This is a genomic window from Paenibacillus sp. FSL H7-0331, assembly GCF_001956045.1.
Map to the genome: position 1 here is coordinate 61,321 of NZ_MRTH01000026.1, position 18,306 is coordinate 79,626.

The following is an 18,306-nucleotide window of genomic DNA, read 5'->3' on the forward strand; positions in this document are numbered from 1 at the left end:
TAATGATCAGCCTTTAATAGATCCCATCATGGAGCCTTGAACAAAATATTTTTGAATGAAAGGATACACCATCAGAATGGGTAATGTCGCTACTACCAAAGTTGAATACTTGATCGATTCGCTTAACAGATTTTTATCGTCAAACACATCAACCAACACTTGATCCGTCTGATTCTGAATCACGATGGCTCGAAGCAGGATTTGCACTGGAAACAGATTCTCGTCATTTAAATAAATCATCGCCGGGAAAAAGCTGTTCCATTCGTTGACCGCATAGAACAAACCGATCGTCACCAAGGACGGAAGCGCCAACGGCAAAATGATTTTGACCAATGTTTGCACCATCGAGCACCCGTCGATCTTGGCAGCATCCTCCAGCTCCAGAGGAATTTGCTCAAAAAAGGTTCGCTGAATAAATACATAAAAAGAGGTTACTGCCGCCGGAATCACGATGGCCCAGATCGAATCCCGCATCCCAAGCGCATTCACGACGAGAAAGGTCGGGATCAGGCCGCCACCGAACAGCATCGGGATCAGCACGATGGTGGTCATTAATTTACGACCGGGCAGATCCCGCTTGGACATCGGATAAGCCGCACAAACCGTTAATATCAGGCTTATCGCGGTTCCAAGCGCCGTATACAGGATCGTATTCAGGTAAGAGCGTCCCAACATCGGGAACTCCAGCACTCTTCGGTAAGCCTCCAGCTGAAAGCCCATCGGGATGATCCCGATTCTTCCCTGCTGAATATACAGCTGCTCGCTTAATGAAGCGGATACGACATACAAAAACGGGTACAAGGTCATTACAACGACCAAACCGAGAATCAATGCATTGATACAACCGAACGCCAATCCTCCAAGCGTCATACGCCGGAAAGTCATACTTTTACCTCCTAAAAGTTTTGCGTAGCAAAACTGACTTCGTAAGCATTAGCCAAGTTTTCGTAAGAAAACTGACTTCGTAAGCATTTGCGCTACCACAAGCTTGTTTCCGAATATTTTCGGGCCAATTTATTGGCAATAACAATCAGCACTAGCCCCATGATCGACTGAAATAGTCCAACAGCGGAAGCAAAGCTGTAGTTGGCATCCAATATCCCTCTGCGATACACATAGGTGCCGATCACATCTGCAGTCAGGTACGTATTGGGGTTGTACAAGAGCACGATCAGCTCATAGCCGATCTCCAGCATATGTCCGATTTTCAGCAGGAACAAAATAATAATGGTAGGCGCGATACCCGGAAGGGTAATATTCCACGTCTGATGCCAGCGATTGGCGCCATCTACTCTAGCCGCCTCGTACAATTCCGTATTAATGCCCGTTAATGTGGCAAAGTACAGGATCGCTGACCAGCCGAGCGTTTTCCACAAATCCATAAAAGTATAGATTCCCCAGAAATAGTTCGGATCCAGCAAAAAGTTCGTTCGCTCCATGCCGAATTGCACCAGAATATTATTGACCAATCCCACACTAGGTGACAGGAAGGTGACCGCCATACTGGCCACAATAACTGTTGAAACAAAATGAGGCAAGTAGCTGATCGTTTGCACCGTGCGTTTAATAAGCGAATTGCGAACCTCGTTTAACAGCAAAGCGAAAATAATCGGTGCAGGGAACACAAACACCAGATTCAACAGGTTGATCATCAATGTGTTGCGCAGCAATCTTCCAAAATACACCGAATTGAAAAAATCGATAAAATGCTTGAAGCCCGCCCATTCACTCGCAAGTATTCCTTTGTAGATATTATAGTCCATCATCGAAATCACGACAGCCATAACGACGGGTACATATCTGAAAATCAGATAATAAATTAGTGGCGGCAGGAACATCAGATAGTAAGGCAAAACTTTTTTGAAGGTACTTCGTCTGCTTGATGTTTTTTTGTAGCCCGCATTTATCGATGACGGGCCCGCAGTAACCACAGTTTGCTTAGCCAATGCAAGACACTCCTTTCAATGGTTTCATGTGCTTCGTTTGCCTACTCAATGTATCCCCTTACACGAATTTCGTATATCGCTAATTCTTTGGATGCATCTACTTTTTTCATGATGCATGCCAAAAAACCGCCAGGAATCAGCTCCTGGCGGTCATAGAAACGTGATAATTAAGTTCCGCTGCATGAATGAGGGATTCCTCTGGCTGCTACTGTTCCAAGTCTACTTGGAGTCTTCCTTCACATACATTTGCCTGAACTGCCCCGGTGTAACACCTTCATGCCGCTTGAATACCCGGATAAACGTATTGGAATTCGTGAAGCCTACCTGTTCAGAAATATCAACCACTGTATCCTGCGTTTGCCGCAGCCGTATTTTGGCCTGCTCGACACGCCGGGTATTGATATAATCGACAAAGTTCATTCCCGTGACCTCTTTAAAAATGCTGCTCAGATACGAAGGTGATAATCCGATATTCTCACCAAGGATCGTTAATGATAAATCCAGATGATAATTATTTTCCACATAATCCTTGATTTGATTGAACAGGGTATTGTCCTGCCCTTGCTTCTTGTTGTGAATCCAGTCGCTGATGCTCTGGAACATCCGTTCAATGTACTCCTTCTTGTCCTCCAGCCGTGGCTGCTGATTAACCTCCCTGTACAAATCAATGGAGTCACTGAAGATTTCGGCGGTTGTAGATTGGACCTCATAAATCGTTCGTATTGCGGTGCCTACCAGAGCCTGAAACAAATAGGTAATAATTTCAGGTGTAACATCTCCCTGTTTTAAATTGTCCCCCCATAATTTGTGCAAATGCTGCTGAAGGGCAAGCCGGTTTCCCGTTTTCACGCAGTTGATAATATGCTTCTCGGCTTCAATCGAATAGCTGAAGGAGCTCTCAGGCATCTTGCCCACCTCATCAACAAAGATCACGCTGCCTTCTCCCTTGACTATCTTGTACTGCAAAGCAGATAACGCCTCTACGTAAGACAAGGGTACTTCCTCAACCGAGCTGTAAATATTGCCAATCCCCACCGTGAAGGTCCGGGAATGCTCCTGCTTAAAGTATGAAATCACCTTGCTGATAAAATCATGAATAACCTCGGGCTTCGGGTTGGGATGGTCCAGATTTAATAATGAAATGATTTTATCATTGCGCTTGCGAATTGACCTCACGTTGATATGGGCATCCTCCAACTGTGCGATCCTACCATCTACAATCTCCAGAATATCGCGATTATGCAGGCCTATTTTATCCTCCAGAGAAAAATCCACCGTTTCAAATACGATCACCTGAAAGGAATCATAGCTGAAATCCAGTTGAATTTCCTTGGCAAGCTCCTTCACATTGGCCGATGACACTCTACCTTCAATAAGATCATAAAGAAATTTTTGGCGGAGCGCCGGCAAATTCTTTTCAAAGGAGCCTCTCAGGCTTTCATTCTCATAATAGACATAGTTGATAATACGATCAATAAAGCCAAGCTCATCCTCCTTGGCAGTTCGGTTTTGATTGGATGGTGTACGGCCCAACACATTGATGTATCCAATTATTTTGCTGATGGGACTGTAAATCCGGTTAATAAGAAAATAGGACATAATCAACCCGCCAATCAAACAAATGATCGCTGTTACAAATGTGAATTGACGAATCGCATTGGCTTTCTCGGTGATAAAGGCTGTCGGCACCACACTGATATAGGTCCAGTCATTCACCTTCGATGAAGTAAACAGAATCTGATAGGAGTGCCCCGCAATGGTCTGCTCCAAATAGCCCTCACGTGCTCCGATTCCTCTTACTTTCTCTGTAATGGCCCCTTTGACCGAACTTATCAGCCCGTCCTGGTCACTGCGGATTTTGCTATTGAAGACCACCTCTCCGTTGTTGTCCAAGGCATAGATGAATGCCGGGTACGGATCACTTGCACCCTGCACCCTGTTGGCAAAATCATCGGTTTTGATATTCAGATACAAGCCTCCCATAGGCTTGATTTCACTTAGTGGAACCGTCCTCTCAAAGGTAATCACAGATGAGCTCACGCCATAGGTAGTCGCTTGAAATCTGCCGATCGGGTTAAGTCCATGATGGGATGGACTAGGACGCTCCCAACCTGAGGACTTATCGGTTTTATAAATATCGTCATAGAAATAATTCAAATTATATTTGGACTCCTGATTGATGACGATTGGATAGCGGTAAAACTGAATCCATATATCCGAGATCAGTGTGTTGGAGAGCTTGACGCTTTTTAAATATTTAATAATATCGAGAAACAACAGCTGGTCCTGATCCCAGGTGGTTTCCGACAAATAGAGCGCCCGCCGAATCTGCGATTGAAGTGAAACCTGATACGATAAATTATCCAGTGAAGTCAACGTTTCATCGATATTATCCCTGGCCTGCTCGACATATTTATAGTTGGATTTCACGACTTCCTCGACTAGCAGAGAGGAGGATTGTGTATACGAAACATAGCCAAATGCAAGAATAGCGATCAGAATAAACAAATTAAATACTAACAGCATTTTGACAAAGATGCTTTTTTGCTTAAATACCTTTAAGCCTTGCGGGACTAATTTCAAATTGCATCCCCCCTATTTACTGAGCCTTATGAATGAATTCTATTCCAGGCTCTCTTCCAAGACGCTGCTTGCTTTCGCTGCATCCACACCTCGATAGCTAAAGCTTTTGAACAGTACCTTGCCTTCCGGCTGATACTTGACACCCATTGCATAGATGCCGACGCGGGGCGCGGTGTAGCACTTATATCTCGCATAGTTTTCAGGGTATAAAAAGGCAGCAGGTACCGAAAGATCAATCCCCTCATAATGAATGCCATCGATCGAATATGAAAAAGACAGCTGGTCGTTCGTGCTCTCAAGTCGGGTCTTTAGCCAAATATCCGCACCCACCGGAAGCTCCAGCCGGACCTGGTATAAGGTCGTACGGAAGCATTTCTCGGAACGGTCAATTTGCAAATACAGTCCCTCGTGCTCCTGCTTTTCATGCGAGCGGGAAACATCAAACTTTTGCCCGGAGGTTTGGCCGATTCCATTGCGAATACTCGCCAGCAGCATGCCATCCATATCCCGGTACAGAAGAAGTCCCGCCTCTTCACCGAGGGACTGTGGTGCGAAAGAGAGACACGCTTCTGCCTCAAATCCAAAATGCTCCCAACGGCGTGTCAGCAGCAGTGTCGAGCCCGGTACATACAGGGGATACGCAGCACAGTCCATTTCCAGTCCAGCAGCAGTGAGTCTAAATTTGTTCTCCAGTGGATGCCGTACCCACTCCCATACCGGTGACAGCTCTTTGCCCTCGAATCTGTCTACGGGGTCATCAGTGAATTCTTGGGAGATTGCAGCAGTCAATGCAGCCTTCTGGGACATCTCAATCCATTCCAATGGCGCACCCTCGTTACCAACCTCCAGCCAATCATCATCTGTCCAGCGTGCAGGCTCCAGAAATGTTTCGCGCCCCAGTGGTGTAGCACCATTCGGTGTTAACGGACGTCCACCAAGGTGGACCATCCACCAGTTACCATCGGGGTCCTCTACCAGCTTGCCATGCCCGGCCTTTTGCAGAGGTTTGGTTGGGTCCTGCTGGGATAGAATCGGGTTGGACGGACTCGCCTCATAGGGTCCCCATACCGACCGGCTGCGAGCAAGCGTTTCCATATGTCCGAATGCGGTTCCGCCTTCCGCCAGCAGCAGGTAATACCATCCGTTTCGCTTCACGATATGCGGAGCCTCGGGGGTGCTTCCGCCTGTGCCGGACCAAACTTGCCTGGCCTCTCCAATCAACCTTGATCCATCCTGCGCCAGCTCGTGTACCCAGCCTCCACCAAAAGCCAGATAACGTTTACCATCATCGTCGTTAAAGATCGAGGGGTCGATGAAGTGATGGTTAAGCACCACACCGTCACTGTATGGACCTTCCGGACGGTCAGCCGTATATACGATATTGGTGCAGCGAGGCTGGCCGTGAAAATAGGGAATTACAACCCAATACTTCCCGGCGTAATACGAGATATCCGGTGCGAATGCGCCATGAGAGTCAGGTATATCCATGAAGTCAAGCTGGCTGCGGCGTGTAATCACATGGCCTATGGGCTTCCAATGCACCAGATCCCGCGAATGATGAATCAGGGTTGATGGGAAATACTGGAAAGTTGAAGTGGCCATGTAGTAGTCGGAGCCGACTCGGATCACCGATGGATCAGGATGGTCTCCTCGAAGAACAGGATTAGAAAAACGCTGCTTATTGGTATTATTCATAGCTATCACCTTTCATTCATTAATGAACACGTGTACATAAAGCAATTAAATATTCGACCTTCGCGTATTAATTCCTTCCGCATCGAATTAATTTATTACCGAGCCACAGCGAAGAACCGGACTGCAGGTCAGTCCGGTTGTAACCCCTATATATGGAGCGAATAACTCGCCCCTCCATGGAGAGAACCTCACAAATCCTTGTTGTATTGATCCCGATACTGTCCCGGGGTCATATCTACAATCTTGCGGAAGGTACGAATAAATGCCGTCGTGTTCGTATAATTCAATCTCTCGGCTATTTCAGAAACCTTCCATGATGTGTTTTCCAGCCAGGTCTTGGCTATGTTCATCCGGTACTCAGCCAGGTATTCACTGAAATTGACCTTCATTTCCTTTTTAAATACACGACTCAAATATACAGGATGGAAATTCAAAATAGACGCACAAGCCTCCAACGAAATCTCCTGATCGTAGCGTTCATGAACCAGCTTGATCATCTGATTGGCAATATTCATGTATTGCGATTCGGCCTGCTGATTGGAGAAGCTGATAATTGGCTCAAACAGTTCCGCCTTAAACCACTTAATGATCGACTCCAGTGTAGTCAGCTTAAGAAAATGCTCGATCGTCGCCTTTTTACCGAGCACATGTTTAACCGAGCCACCCTGCTCCTGCACCAAATGAAACACTTTGGCAATAAGCTGCATCATCAGTACCGGGTATTCATTGAAATGAATCCCTTTCTCGACAATCGCCGCGATATATTTATCAAAAATCATATCCACGGCTGCCTGATCACCGGCCTTCAAAGCGTTGCCCAGCTGGTCCTCCATCAGCTTCAGCTGCGTATACACCGTGACCTCCATCATTTTCTTGCCGGCATCGATATCCTCATAATGGATAATGATCTCTTGTCCCAAGCTCATTCGGCACTTCAATGCCTCCAGACATTCTCCATAAGCCAGCACCGATTGCGTCACCCGTTCAAAAGGCCGACTAATCCCGATACTGACGGGGAGCTGCAGAAATTCATGCACCTTGGCTTTAATCTGCTCTGCGATATCATAAAACTGCTGCTTCAGCTGTGCCTCATGCTCGTAAGAACTGAGCAGCAGCGTAACCTGCGATTGATCCAGCAAGATCGGACTGAATCGCTCCTCCCTGGAGATGATTTCGCCTACGATATTATTAATAGCGAACAGCAGAAGGTCCTTATCGTGCTCCCGATAACGCGTTTCCTGCAAGGAATCAATCTGCACCGCCAATACACCGAGCCGCTTCCAATGGGCAGGATACCCGAAAGTTTGTGAACGATAGGCGAAGTCACTGTCAGACAGCTGACCCGCAAACAGCTTCAACATAAAAAATTCCTTCAGTTGGCTGAATTGCCCGATAACCTGCTGCTGCAGCCTTCTCTCCGTGCTGAACAGGGTGCTGAATCTTTTCTCGATCGACACCAACTCATCTTTGTTATCCTGGTCTTCGACTTCGATCCCCTTCGTGAACTCAAACAGCCGCTTAATCGGTGAATACATCCTCCTGCTTCCATACAAAGCAAACAGAGCGACCAGCACAAAAATGATCGAGCACACGATAAACGTGATCCAGGCGATTTTCCGTGATTGCTGGGTAATTTCCTTGATCGAGACAGCAGATACATACAGCCAGCCATTATAAGGCGAGGACCGGAACGTAACACCAAGAGCCTCACCATTCACATCCGCATTAAAGAAACCGGACTCCTCCTGGGTCTGGATGATCCGCTCAGCTACCAAGGCATGAATTGCACGGTTGCTGTCAGACGTATTGCCTTCGGCCAGAAAGTCGTATCCGTCGCGATTCACCAGGAAAACTTCTCCCAGCTTGGCATTGGAGGATAGCAGCTCCTTGAGTTCACTGTTGGCAATTTCCACAATCAACAGTCCCTTGGGCTGTCCCTTCGTTGGAATAGGAATCTTATAGATCATCCTGATAACCTTGGAACCACTGGTTGCTCCCTCGGAGGTTGCCTCTGTCAAGTTGGTCTGGGCTTCGTTGTTCACAAGATTGCCTGTCATCCAGAATAAGCTGTTAGGGTACTGGGCGTACGAAGCCATCCGCACGTGGTCTGTAAATGTGCTGAATTGGCGAAAAATGGAGAAACTGACCAACCAATCCTTTTGCAAATTGACCAGATAAGCTTCACGTATGCCGGTAAACGTTTGCAAATTATATAGACCCTTGGATAAATCCCGAATTTCAGAAAAGTCGTCTACACTCAGGTCCTTGTTCATCGATTCCATAACTAGCGGAGAATTTAAATATTGCAGGGAAGTAAACTCCAGCGTTTTCAAAACCTGCTCTACGCGCATTTGTGTTTGCAAAAGCACCTGCATATTGCCTTCCTTGACTTTTTCCTCAATATCGCCTGAAGCAATATAGTAAGAAATCAGACCGATCGAGATGACAGGAATTGCTGCGAGTATGAAACTGAAGCCAAGCAGCCGCAGCAAAAATTTGGGCATCGGTCGATCTCCTCTCTAGTTCGTGGTAACCATAATTATAGCATATACCATATAACATGTTTAAGAATGAGCCAAAAAACCTTACCAATGGCAAGGTTTTTTTAGCTCATTCCTTGTAACAGACAGTTTACTTAGGCTAACCCGTTATATGGTTCCTGTGATCGAATACAGCATTATTTCTTGTTTTTGGCATAAGCCGCTTCATATTCCTTAATCAGGTTGTCACCACCCGCTTTACGCCATTTGGCAACCTCATCAGCCCAGCCTGCATCGTCAATCTTACCTACAATGTATTTGGTCTGTGCATCTGCAATTTGGGTATCGAGCTCTTTGCCTCGATCTGAATAGGTTTGAGACGTTAACGTTAATGCCGGATTGGCAATCGCGTATTTAAGACCTTCTGGCTCCATTTTATACCCCTTCATAGCGAGTTCCGTATCCTTGAGTGGGGGTACGTTATAGGTTTCAAAGTTGATCAGATTATCACGGTAAGGTTTTACCTCACGGTTGAAGAGCGTGAGATCAGTCCATTCGACATAGCCATCCGCAGCCTTCTTGTGGTGAACGCCCTCAATACCACGCTTTTGTAAGAGAGACATATCCTTATCCAATAATTTATCCAGGAATGATAAGAGTTGTCTGACTTCGGTTTCATTTTTTACAGTTGCTTTAGGGAATGCGAGGAATCCGTTATTGCCGGACTGACCAGAAACTCTCGGACCTGCCGGCCCTTCCCATGGCGTAATATCCATTTGGGCTGTGCTCACTACTTTGACAATCCGGTCCTGAATATTCGCTGCGTTGGTAGCCACGCCATTGATTTTGATAACGGCACGTCCAGATTCAAACTGCTTATCCATCTCGGTAGCATCCAAAGCCGGGAAGTCCTGGTTGATCAATTTTTCTGTATACAGCTTTCTGAACAGCTTCAACGTATCAACAAATTGCGGTGTGATAAATTCAGGTGTGAATTTCCCGCTGCTGTCTACACCCCACTTGTTGACCCCGCCTTGGCTTACAGCCATCCTGGTCAGGACTGAGTTTACACCATCATTATATTTTTTGTCCAGCATGATTCCATACGTATCATTTTTGCCATTTTTATCGGGATCGTCTAATGTTAGCGTTTTCACAACATTGTACCAATCATCCAATGTCTTTGGTAATTTTAAGCCCATAGCACCCATCAGATCTTTGCGGTAAATAACAGCCGGACGGCCAATCTCCCGATAATTGGGAATTCCGTAAAGCTTGCCATCCACCTTAATATTTTCGTAGTACTGTGGATTTTGTGCAGCCAGGTTTTTGTAGTCTTTCAGATAAGCTCCAATTTCCCAGAATTGATCGCCCTGGACGGTGCTGATAATAGTAGGAACATAATTGACCTTCATAATTTTGGGCATTTCATTTGACGCGATCATCACATTGATCTTCTCGTCGTATGTCGAGTTGGGTACCCACTGAATACTTAATTTGGTATTGGTATATTTCTCAATCGCTTGTTCAATGGTATTACCCTTGGCTGGAATGTCTCCAACCTGCGGCATCACGATCGATACTTCTACCGGTTTGGCATCTGCCACTTTTGTATCAGCAGGTTTAGCTCCTTCTGTTGTCTTACTGGCCGGTTGATCTCCTCCACAGCCAGCTAATACCCCCATCGCCATTGTAATCGTCCCGACTGCTGCAAACCATTGCCTAGGTGTCCTGTTCATTAAACCATTACCCCTTTTCCTACTAAGTTTTGCAAATATGCCCATCTGATAATTGGATGAAACTGCTGGTTGCTGCTTCATGTAAGCCGAGTATATCGCCATGCCCCATTACAGACAATCCTCTTTATTTAACTTGTTGCAATCCACAGCTATTCCCAGCAATATCAAGGGTTTACGGGTATAAAAACAAATCTAATGAGCATCGCTGTACATCCGGATAAGGCAGAAACCAGTCGGGTGAAGCGCTCTAAAATGACAAAAAGCCGATCTCCTTATGAATAAGGAAGACCAGCTCTTATGTAAAATCATCCATGTATCCTGAGCAGCTTCATTGAACTAGGGAAGCTTATAGAAACGTACGCAGGTTGGTTGAGGCATTGTAATTTGTTGTCCGGTTGGCGTCAGCTTACCACTGTCGGGGTCCACCTTGAACCAGTATACCGAATCCGAGTCTTTATTAGCTGCGATCAGGAATCGTCCGCTTGGCGTCAGGCTGAAATGACGAGGATGCTTGCCCAAGGTGGACGTATGCTGAAGCAAGCTCAGCTTACCGTTAAGCGGGTCGATGGCGAACACAACGATGCTGTCATGCCCACGATTCGAGCCATATAGATAACGGCCACAAGGAGAAATTTGAACCTCAGCTGTAGAGCTGGTTCCCACAAAACCTTCAGGCAGTGTGTTCACGGTTTGAAGCGGAAGCAGCTTGCCGATCAGACGCTCATAGGAGAACACTGTGATTGTGGAGCTAAGCTCTTCAATGACATAAGCAAAGTTGCCGGTCGGATGAAAGGCAAAATGGCGCGGGCCTGCCCCCGGGCTGACAGCAACCTCATCGTGAAGCACCAATTTAGCCTCTTGTCGATCCAGTCGATATACCATAATTTTATCGAGTCCGAGATCGGGTACAATGACGAATTGATCCGATGGGTCCGGATAAATCGAATGCGGATGAGCGGAGCCTTGACGATCGGCAACAACGCCGCTCCCACCATTATGATGCATGCTTCCGCAGAGCTCGCCAATATTCCCATCACCCTGCAGCTTGAACAAGGAAACATTGCCTTCTCCATAGCTGACTGTCATCAGAAACTGCTCGCCAAGATCCGTATTGATATGGGTTGCCGATTTGTCTGTCCCTTCCTGACTTCCCGCCAATGTCAGTTTGCCGGTAGTCTCGTCAATCCGATAAGCATAAATGACGGATGTTGGCTGCCCTTCATAAGCCTGCGTAAAGGAATAGAGCATCTTATGCTTTTCACTGATCTTAATGAAGGTCGGGTCCTTCAGGCCGTCAACGGATTCAATAAAAGTTAGCTGCTCCGTATCCTCGTCAAACCGGTACGCAAAAATGCCAGGTAATTCCTTTCCCGTATAGGAACCCAAATAAATCACATAGCTCGAGCTTTCCAAAAGAACCACTCCATTTCTCGGTTAAATTTTCCCTCCCTATTGTACCCTAAAATTGCCTGCAAGTCCTCTTCACGCTTTACGAAACAGCAGTAATCCGCAGTGCTAAGTACGATTTACCTGGCAGTGTAACCTTGCAGGTTCCGCAATACGTCTGAGGAAGCCTCTCCACCTGCATTTCCCAAGTATCAATAAGATCGATGTGGAAGACCCGATGCTCAGGAAGCTGTAGTTCCCAATAGCCGGGACGGCTAAGCCCCAAATAAATCCAGAAGCAGGTGCGTTCACTCTCCAGTTCCCACAAGTCTGCTTGACCCGCTTCCATCAATTCGCGTAAAAACTGGATACGTTTCGGACTCTCTCCCACCAGCGTACCGCCGCGGGAAATCCAGGTACCGCCCCCTTGACCTTCGTAAGCTTCGCCATGCGACGCGTACCCGCCCCGGATCTGACTTTCCCAAATTCTCCGCAGCAGCTCTTCACCCGAGATATTTCCCCATCTGCGAATCGAATCGCCTTCATAACAGCATTCATCGATAACGACCGGTTTGTCGCACCTATCCAGCCAGCTTGTTGTCCATGAAGTATCCCAATGCTGAATACTTTGATGTGTTATCCAAGGCTTGGTGTAATCATAAAAGGCTGTCCTTTCATAATCGTACATCTTGGTTCCATTGTGGATGGAGCGCAAATGACCGTAGGGGTCCAAACGCTGCACGGTTTGCAATAACCGATCCCAATCATTCATGGATTTATGTATATTAAAATCAAACTCGTTGGCAATCGACCACCATACATTGCGATATGAAGAGAGCCGGGCTATCACATACCGCAGATAAGCTTCTTCTACCTCTGGCTCCAGCTGCTCAAAGCCCCATACACCTTGGTCGTACGGATGGAACAAAATTATATCAGCCTCAATGCCGAACTGCTGCAAATCATCGAGCCTTTTTTCCATATGCGTAAAAAAATCCGGGTTAAACTGCTGTATATCAACCCCTTGCTCCCTGTTACCGGCAAAAGCAAGCATCGAAGGCTTCATCTCTCCTGTTGGCAGTATGCACATCCGAACCTTATTAAAAGGTGACGCAGCGAGTGTGGCCAAGGTTGTCTGCTCCTGCTCCTCATCCCCGTGATGAAACCAATGATACAGCGTCGTGCCAAAAGGCAGGTACGGCGTACCATCGCTATAAGTAAACCTGTATGCATCCTTCACCCTTACCAACCCACGGTTAATTCCAATGGGAGCTGACACCTGCAATTGTCCATATTGAGCGTCCAGCTCTTTGCAATTACTGAATGTCACATAGCTCCAGGCTCCTACCGCATCAGGCATAAATCGAAGCTTGTATATACCACCACCATCGTAAAAACCTTCTGTTTTCACCACACGATTATGATGCCTGAACTCCGCTTGAAACGTGATTTCTTGAAAGGGATTCCCAGCAGCCGGTCCATGAAAGCTGCGCTCAAATCGTCCCCAGCATTCCAGCGTATCGGTAGCCATACCGATTGCATCCTTGCTGAACATCTCACCATCTCCGATCTAGCCTCTATTTACCTCTGTGAATGATCCTTCTTGGAAAGATCAGTCGTATAGTTGTCATTCTGTTCGGCATCGCGTATCTCTGAACTCCGTGCATCGGTAGTGAAGCTTGTACTACCTGAGCCTAGTAAGGATAAATCGTATTTCTTGATGGATTTGGCTTCCTGCGGGTACCATCTGCGTATGCGTAAGGCATGAAAAGGAAGCGTAGGCAGCTTCACTGTTACATGTTGTTCACAAATACCCGTTACAGCCGTAACCGTCATATTCCACACATCAATGATCTCGACGTTATAGCGACCCTCAGGTAAATGCAGCTCTCTGGAAGGAAATCTGTGAATACCAAAATATTGCAAATAATATTCCCCTTCGCAGCCAATCGTTGCTGCATCATAAAAAACCGGCATATAACGAAGTCCGAGCGGAGCCTCTTCCAGAATACGGCGTAAAAAAGCAATTCTCGGGACAGCAGATCCCTGCAAGGAGCCGCCATCGTAATGCCAACTGTGACCATTCGGCTGGATAAACATCTCGCCATGCCCGGCATATCCACCTCTACATATACTTTCCCAGACTCGGTTAACCATTTCCTGACCAGGCAAGCTTCCCCATAACGTGGGTGCATCTCCTTCACAGCCGCACACTTCCATCAGTATGGGCTTACGGTGTAATCTGGCATAATAGGCAACTTGACTGGGATCCATACCCTGCAGACTGACATGAGTCAGGCTCCTATGCCCGTAATCCTTTTCCGGAGTGCTGCTATGGATCGTTATAAGATGATGGTAAGGATCGTGCTCCTCCAGTATACGAAGAAACTCCAGCTTGTTGAACTCCAATGAAGCTTGTTCTCCATGGAGATGCAGCGACCACCAAATATTGCGATATGCCGCTAGTCTGATGACGACATGCTGTACAAAAGCTGCAACCTGAGCTTCACCAGACCCACAGTCCAGCAACAACTCGGCTTGCACGCCGAGTTCCATAAGACGGACAAGCACTTCCTCAAGTACGGTGAAATCATCAAGGCTGCTGTCCAGGGAAATTCGAACTTTATTAAATGGAGCGGTTGCCATTGACGCCAAAGTCGATTCCATATGCTCACGCTTAAACCCGTTCAGGCAAGTCGTACCGAACGGATAATACGGCGTACCGTCTGCGTAGCAAAAATCCTTATCATTAATAACGCCAACAGGACCGTGATTTCCCTCTATAGGCACAGTACAGTAGAGGCGACCACTGCCATACCCATTCTTGTAATCCACAGAGTCGCTGTTTATTTGATATAGCCATTCACCCTGTTCATCCGGCATAAAACGAGCCCGATACCCGCCTGAGTTATCGATAAAGGCATCCACTTCCCTTACACGGCTGCCCTTTGAAAAGATAACCTTTCCTGCAAACTCTCCTCCGGGCACACTCGCCACAGGAGGCAAGGCAAGCTCAAAGATGCCCCAGCATTCGACCTGATTGATAGGTTCCATATCTTGTTTTGTTCACTTCCTTTGCATTGTCAATGTCCCTGATCAGGAAATAACAGATTGAACCGCTTTTTTCCAGCCTTCATGGAAGCCATCACTCACTTGTTTATCCATCTTATGTGCGTACCCGATTGGAGTTTGAGCCAATTTATGCAGCTCCTCTATGCTGCTCCAGTAGCCGATGCACAGCCCGCCAAGAAACGCTGATCCGATAGCAGACAGCTCTGCAATGGACGGTTTTACGATATCTGCCTGCAGCATATCCGCCTGAAACTGCATCAGCAGTCGGTTTCCGGCGGCGCCTCCGTCCACTCGCAGCTCCACAATGGGGACACCGGACTCTGCTTCCATTAATGCTATCGTATCGCGCACTTGATAAGCAATACTTTCCAGCGCCGCTCTGATGATATGTCTCTTGTCACTACTTCGACTCAGACCAACAATAGCGGCTCGGGCATTTGGAAACCAATAAGGTGCTCCAAGTCCAACAAAAGCCGGAACCAGGTATACGCCCTCATTATCTGCAAGCGCAGCTGCTTGAGTCTCTGCCTCCGAATAATCCGTAAACAGTCCTAGTTGATCGCGTACCCACTTCATGCAATCACCTGTACAGTGGATGATCCCTTCCAGCGCATATTCCACCTTGCCATTAATCCCCCAGGCTATTGCCGTAACCAAGCCATTCACTGGTGGTACCGGATTCTCTCCAATATTCATCATCACCGAGGTACCCGTCCCATAGGTAGCCTTGGCCATACCTGGCCGGTGACACAGCTGCCCGAATAGCGCAGCGTGTGAATCCCCGATAACACCTGAGATCGGAATGGAATCGGCGAACAGCTCAGGCTCTGCCGTATAGCCATAAATCTCATTGCTTGATTTGACCTGAGGGAGCTTAAGATTTCCTACACCGAATAGCTCGATTAATTCCTCATCCCACTGAAGCGTATGAATATTAAACAATGAGGTCCGGCTTGCATTCGTGTAGTCTGTTGCGTGAACAGCTCCACCAGTCAACTTCCAGATCAACCAACTGTCGATCGTACCCGCGAGCAGCTGCGCTTTTTGCTCATTGCCATGATGCCGGGCTGCTTGATCACAAATCCAGCGAAATTTGCTGGCTGAGAAATAAGGATCAAGAACAAGACCTGTTTTGGCTTTAACCTGAGGCTCGTTGCCTTGATCCTTCAATTCTGCGCATAGATCAGCGGTTCTGCGGCATTGCCACACAATCGCGTTATATACCGGAAGCCCTGTTGCCGAATCCCAAACTACTGCCGTTTCACGTTGATTCGTAATCGTGATAACTGCTATTTGCCGTGTAGAAATCCTACTTCTACTGATAATCTCCTTGATCGCATGGACTACATTCCGATAAATCTCCATCGGATCATGCTCGACCCAGCCGGGCTGCGGATAGATCTGGGCATGCTCAATTGCATATTTGCTTACGATACTGCCTGACTTGTCAATCAATAAAGTTTTGGTGCCCGATGTACTTTGATCGACTGCCAATATATAAGTGTGATCATAATGTTTGTTGAAAGCTTGATGACCCTGTGAGGTCTCGTTCTCCTCCATAGCGCAAGCTCCTCACACTCGGTTAACCATACGGACAGCAATGGTGCGGATGGCGTCCACATGTATCCCGTAATGGTTGAACACCTCAGCTGTATTGCCCGTGATGGCCGGTTCATCCGGTATGCCAATAATTTTCATCGGAACTGCGCAGTTCTGCACGACGACCTCGGCAACGGCTGCACCTAATCCTCCGAATATACTGTGCTCCTCAACCGTAATGATACGCCCCGTTTCCTGAGCGGCCTTAATAATCGCTTCCGTATCCAGCGGTTTGATCGTATGCATGTTGATTACCCGGCAGCTAATGCCCTCCTGGGCAAGTGCATCCGATGTATCCAGTGCAACACGTACAGTTTCTCCGGCTGCAATAATGGTAATATCCGTTCCTTCACGAAGTGTCACTGCCTTGCCAATTTCAAAAGGATAATCGTCAGACTCGTAGCAATCCTGAACAGGATTACGTCCGATTCTTACATAAACCCCTCCCTTATGGGCGGCAAGTGCTTCGGTCATTTTCTTGGTTTCGTGACGGTCAGCAGGCAGAATGATCGTTAAGCCGGGAATAGCGCGTGTCACCGCGATGTCCTGAAGGGAATGATGAGACATGCCTAGTGCTCCATAGCTAACCCCGCCACTGATACCAATAAGCTTAACGTCCGTACCCGAGTATGCGACATCAACCTTTACCTGCTCTATGGCACGCATGCTGAGAAAGCAGGCCGGGGAGGTGACCCATGGCTTCTTACCGCTGGCAGCCAAACCCGCAGCGATTCCGACAATATTTTGCTCGGCGATTCCGGTTTCAACGAATTGTTCAGGCAGCTCCTTGACAAAAGGCGCCATCGACGCCGAACCTCTTGAATCGCTGGCAAGCAGCACGATATCCCGATCCTGTCTGGCCCGATCCAATAAGGTTTCACATATCACTTGTCGATTCGCGATTTTATTCATGTCCGATCACCCTCAATTCCTCAGTTAATTCAGCCAAAGCGAGCTCTAGCTCGGAATCACTTGGCACATGATGATGCCAATGCGGTACATTTTCGGCGAAGGACACCCCTTTACCCTTAATCGTATTTGCCATAATGAGCGTTGGTTTGCCTGCCACACGCGGTCCTTGATGAAGAACCTCACACAACTCCGCGATGTCGTTGCCGTTAACCTGAATAACATCCCAGCCGAAGCTGCTCCATTTCTCATCCAACGGCTCAAGCCCCATGACATCCTCGGTACTGCCGCTGATTTGCAGCTTGTTGCGGTCGATAAAGCCGACCAGATTATCCAGCTTGTAGTGAGCCGCCGCCATCGCTGCTTCCCAGACTGAGCCTTCGGCCTGCTCCCCGTCCCCCATCAAAGTAAAGACGCGATAAGCTTTGCCGTCCATCTTGGCTGCCTTGGCCATACCAACTGAAATCGATAAGCCATGCCCAAGCGCACCTGTATTCATCTCCACACCGGGTACTTTATTATTCGGATGCCCAATTAACCGCGAGCCAAAACGGCTAAAGGTCTTCAGCTCCTCCTTCGGAAAAAAGCCCTTATCCGCGAGTATGCAATACAATGATTCGACTGCATGACCTTTACTTGCTATAAAACGATCGCGATCCTCCCATTGGGGCCGAGCCGCATCCACATTCATCACATGGTAATAAAGCGCGGTCAAAATATCCGTGTTGCACAAGGATGACCCTGTATGACCTGTCTTCGCGTCGTATACCATTTGCAGCAGATCCATGCGAATTTGAACCGCTTTGCGCTTTAAATCTTGAATGTTCATTTTCTCTACACTCCTTTTTATATACGGGAATCCGGTGAATAACTAGCGGAGCGGCCAAATGATCCTGG

12 protein-coding genes are annotated in these 18,306 nt (G+C 47.4%); all 12 read right to left on the bottom strand.

From position 1 onward, the window contains the following. Positions 1–6 precede the first annotated feature (6 nt). On the bottom strand, positions 7–885 hold the full coding sequence (locus BK127_RS28930; RefSeq protein WP_076235580.1) for a carbohydrate ABC transporter permease: 879 nt from the start codon (positions 883–885) through the stop codon (positions 7–9). A 92-nt stretch (positions 886–977) separates the two neighbouring features. Continuing rightward, complete coding sequence (locus BK127_RS28935) at positions 978–1,838, bottom strand: ABC transporter permease (RefSeq protein WP_076235612.1); 861 nt, start codon at positions 1,836–1,838, stop codon at positions 978–980. Between the two features lie 327 nt (positions 1,839–2,165). After that, complete coding sequence (locus BK127_RS28940; RefSeq protein ID WP_083689680.1) at positions 2,166–4,529, bottom strand: helix-turn-helix domain-containing protein; 2,364 nt, start codon at positions 4,527–4,529, stop codon at positions 2,166–2,168. Between the two features lie 39 nt (positions 4,530–4,568). Beyond that, entirely contained in the window at positions 4,569–6,224 is a 1,656-nt protein-coding gene (locus BK127_RS28945; RefSeq protein WP_076235581.1) for a glycoside hydrolase family 43 protein, read from the bottom strand. Between the two features lie 188 nt (positions 6,225–6,412). Then, a complete protein-coding gene (locus BK127_RS28950; protein ID WP_076235582.1) occupies positions 6,413–8,728 on the bottom strand; it encodes a helix-turn-helix domain-containing protein in 2,316 nt (771 codons plus the stop codon). A 173-nt stretch (positions 8,729–8,901) separates the two neighbouring features. Next, complete coding sequence (locus tag BK127_RS28955; protein ID WP_076235583.1) at positions 8,902–10,443, bottom strand: extracellular solute-binding protein; 1,542 nt, start codon at positions 10,441–10,443, stop codon at positions 8,902–8,904. 336 nt (positions 10,444–10,779) lie between these two features. After that, positions 10,780–11,856: a lactonase family protein gene (locus BK127_RS28960; protein WP_076235584.1), complete on the bottom strand. Its 1,077-nt coding sequence runs from the start codon at positions 11,854–11,856 to the stop codon at positions 10,780–10,782. Between the two features lie 76 nt (positions 11,857–11,932). After that, positions 11,933–13,384 carry a DUF5060 domain-containing protein gene (locus BK127_RS28965; RefSeq protein ID WP_218639048.1) on the bottom strand — a complete coding sequence of 484 codons (1,452 nt, stop codon included), beginning with the start codon at positions 13,382–13,384 and terminating at the stop codon, positions 11,933–11,935. A gap of 26 nt (positions 13,385–13,410) precedes the next feature. Then, positions 13,411–14,883 carry a DUF5605 domain-containing protein gene (locus tag BK127_RS28970; RefSeq protein WP_076235585.1) on the bottom strand — a complete coding sequence of 491 codons (1,473 nt, stop codon included), beginning with the start codon at positions 14,881–14,883 and terminating at the stop codon, positions 13,411–13,413. 42 nt (positions 14,884–14,925) lie between these two features. Continuing rightward, the gene (gene glpK / locus BK127_RS28975) at positions 14,926–16,461 is read right to left on the bottom strand and encodes a glycerol kinase GlpK (protein WP_076235586.1); all 1,536 of its coding nucleotides are present in this window, start codon (positions 16,459–16,461) and stop codon (positions 14,926–14,928) included. Positions 16,462–16,473: 12 nt separating this feature from the next. Further along, the gene (locus BK127_RS28980; protein WP_076235587.1) at positions 16,474–17,412 is read right to left on the bottom strand and encodes a transketolase family protein; all 939 of its coding nucleotides are present in this window, start codon (positions 17,410–17,412) and stop codon (positions 16,474–16,476) included. After that, positions 17,405–18,238 carry a transketolase gene (locus BK127_RS28985; protein ID WP_076235588.1) on the bottom strand — a complete coding sequence of 278 codons (834 nt, stop codon included), beginning with the start codon at positions 18,236–18,238 and terminating at the stop codon, positions 17,405–17,407. The genes BK127_RS28980 and BK127_RS28985 overlap by 8 nt, the downstream gene beginning before the upstream one ends. Between the last annotated feature and the right edge of the window lie 68 nt (positions 18,239–18,306).